The organism is Glutamicibacter nicotianae, from assembly GCF_006539525.1.
GTDB lineage: Bacteria > Actinomycetota > Actinomycetes > Actinomycetales > Micrococcaceae > Glutamicibacter > Glutamicibacter nicotianae.
On record NZ_BJNE01000034.1, the window covers coordinates 1 to 2,772 of the forward strand.

4 protein-coding genes are annotated in these 2,772 nt (G+C 56.3%); 2 read left to right on the forward strand and 2 right to left on the reverse strand.

Annotated elements, in window-relative coordinates; all coding sequences use genetic code 11:
• Nucleotides 1–104 precede the first annotated feature (104 nt).
• Both ANI01nite_RS16530 and ANI01nite_RS16535 read right to left on the reverse strand, forming a co-directional pair.
• Nucleotides 105–470, reverse strand: a complete 366-nt coding sequence (locus ANI01nite_RS16530) for a hypothetical protein (RefSeq protein ID WP_255314581.1) — start codon at nt 468–470, stop codon at nt 105–107.
• A 27-nt stretch (nt 471–497) separates the two neighbouring features.
• Entirely contained in the window at nt 498–1,058 is a 561-nt protein-coding gene (locus tag ANI01nite_RS16535; RefSeq protein WP_255314582.1) for a hypothetical protein, read from the reverse strand.
• A 486-nt stretch (nt 1,059–1,544) separates the two neighbouring features.
• On the opposite strand from ANI01nite_RS16535, the gene ANI01nite_RS17275 reads away from it, so the two are divergent.
• Together ANI01nite_RS17275 and ANI01nite_RS16545 are read left to right on the forward strand one after the other, a co-directional pair.
• Entirely contained in the window at nt 1,545–2,027 is a 483-nt protein-coding gene (locus tag ANI01nite_RS17275) for a plasmid mobilization protein (RefSeq protein WP_141359350.1), read from the forward strand.
• On the forward strand, nt 2,024–2,581 hold the full coding sequence (locus ANI01nite_RS16545; RefSeq protein WP_255314583.1) for a relaxase/mobilization nuclease domain-containing protein: 558 nt from the start codon (nt 2,024–2,026) through the stop codon (nt 2,579–2,581). Before ANI01nite_RS17275 ends, ANI01nite_RS16545 begins: the two co-directional genes overlap by 4 nt.
• Nucleotides 2,582–2,772: the final 191 nt, after the last annotated feature.

A 2,772-nucleotide genomic window follows, 5' to 3' on the forward strand; every position in this document is an offset into this window, starting at 1 on the left:
TCCCGTCTCTTCCTCCCAATAGCCGCTTAATGACCCCGGACCCTAAGACATTGGCACCGTGTTCAACTTGTAGCGGCCTTCTCAACCCCGACCCTTTATTCGAACTAGCTTAAAGCTTTCGCTCCTCCTGCTTTGCTATGAACCACAGCTAGAGCAATCCACACCAACACAGGCACTAGGGCAATTCCAGCAGTAACGGCGAAAGGCAACGCTGCGCTTGCGGTCAAGACGAACGCTGTACCCATCACGGAGATCACGCTAGCGACGATTCCGAGAATAAATCCTGCCTTGTTGGATTCTCGGCTTACCTCGGCTACAGCCAGGACACCTGACACAACAGCAGCGAGGGCCGCGATCAGGCAAACCACTGTTAACCCATTCGCTCCGGTAAAAATTGATCCGACGGTAAAACACGCCGATACAGTGATTTTCATTCCTGCGGACATCCCGAACATTCCTTCATTTTGCATTGAGATCACCTTCCGGAAAAGAGCGGATTATTTTGCCCAAGGGGTCGCGCACCAGGCCCCCGCTGCGGCGAGCGACGCGGCCAGACCGACTACACCGCCCTTAACTGCCTGCTTGCCCAAGAACTTCACCATAGTTTGAGCAGCCTTATTCCAGTCCTTGCGGTTGATGTAGCCCAGAATCGTTCCTTCAGAAGCCCCGAAGAGGGCTCCGAATCCAGTGAAGTTCAAAACGCACTGGCCATAGCTTGCAGCTGACGCAACGGGAATATTGCCGATGTGAGTCTGCGGCACCTGGGCACGGAACTGGGCAATGATCTGTTTGCCTTCCACTTCACCAAAATGCTCGATGATGCTCTTTTCATCAACACGGAACGAACCGTCTTCATTCTGGGTGATTCCATGCGTGAAAAGCGCTTCGAGATCCTTGGCCAACTTGTCGACTTCAGCATCGGAGACCGATTCATTTGCCACTGTCGCCGCCCCTGGATTGAGTTGGGCAGGCGTCGACGCTGATGCGGGAAGTGCTGTGAAGGTCAGTCCACAGGCCAGGACCGCAGCGATAGAAGCGTTCACAAACTTATTCTTCATTTTTGCTCTCCAAATGAGCGTGAACTGCCCCAGCTGGTCTCTGGGGCATCTTTCCTTAAAACATATCTAATCCAATTAGTTTAAGCCACCCCTGATGAAACGCCTTATTATAAATTTACATCCTACTAAAGTAGTATGGCGACTTCCATAAAAATGTGTTATCGGCACCTTTGTTCCTACCCGTTCGACTTGCCCTCGCCACAGATGCAAGGCTCAAGCACCTCGACGGAACCCAGAGCATGCTTCGCAGGTGCCCTTGAAATCAACCTCCGCTGCGCTGCGGTTGATGGGCCGGCCCCCTGTTTGCGCGCGACTTTATCCTCCACGGTCGGACGCACGCAAACAGATGGAAGCTATGATTATCCGTAACGGAAAACTGTCGTACCGCTCGTGCCTCGCTGACAGTTTTCGTTCCGGCTTATCGCCCCTTGCTCCTGCGGAGGGCTTGTTCTCGACCGCTTCGCGGTCTTCGGAAGGACGGTTGTTATGGCGTTGTTTTCTCGGAAGAAAACACCCCCAGCTTCACCGCCTAACCCATTTGTGCGCACGCCGGAGCAAGAGGCTGCTCGGCGGGAACGGGAAGCCGCGGAGGCTGCGGCTGCCGAGGCTGCGCGGGTGGTTTATGAGCCGCGCAAGGGTGGCCGGCCTACGGTGGAGCACCCGCGCACGAAGCGTATTTCCCTGTCCTTGTCGGAGCAGGAACACGAAGCCCTGGTTGCTGCGGCTGGGGGCCGGCGGGTGTCGGTGTGGGCGAGGGAGCGCCTGCTCGAGTCACTGGCCACGGACCCCGCCCCGGGCGCTGGGGTGGAGGTGGCTCGGTTGCGGGCGGATCTGGGACGGGTTGGCTCGAACCTGAACCAATTAGTGCGTGCGGTGAACTCTGGGCAGACCGTGCCCAGTGCTGAACTGCTGGAGGCTCTGCAGGCGACGCGGGAGGAATTGGCGCGGGTGCGTGGTGAGCTGCCGTGATCGCGAAAATCACCAGGGGTAAGAATCCTGGGGACATTGGCGCGTATTTGCACGGTCCGGGGAAAGCGAACGAGCACACCTACACCGCTGCGGGGCAGCGGGTCTCTGGTGGTGTGGTGGTCGGGTCAAACATTGGCATGGAGGGGCAGACCGATCCAAGGTTGTGGGCGGGTGAGCTGCGTAAGGCGTTGAACACGCGCCCGGAGATCAAAAACCCGGTCTGGCACGCCTCCTTACGCAATACTGCGACGGATCGGACGCTAAACAATGACCAGTGGGCTGATATTGGGCAGTCATTCGCTGAGGACATGGGCTATGCGAAGCATCCATGGGTGATGGTGCGTCACGAGGATGACCACGTGCATATCGTGGTGAATCGCACCGGCTTCAATGGCCAATTTAGCATCATCCGCGAATGCACTCCGCCCCTCTGCGCCGGCAACAGTTTAAACAGCAGTTCAACTCAAAACCGAGCAAAACCCAAAGTTCGTTTTCACGGAGAAAAATGGGCTGCGCATTCATCGAACTCCGCGCAGTCCGTAAATTCCGATTGAAGGTAATTCTCAATTGATCCTCAACAATCTTCAAGCAACCGCACCAATCAACGTCCGCAATTACCAGTAGATCTGTTGCAGCGAGCCATTGCCGAACGCCCTTTCAGGAAACTACGCATGCCGTGAACCGTTCGGATCATTTCCTGATCGCCGACTGGGACTCGCTGTTCAAGGTGCCGTTCCCGCGCGTT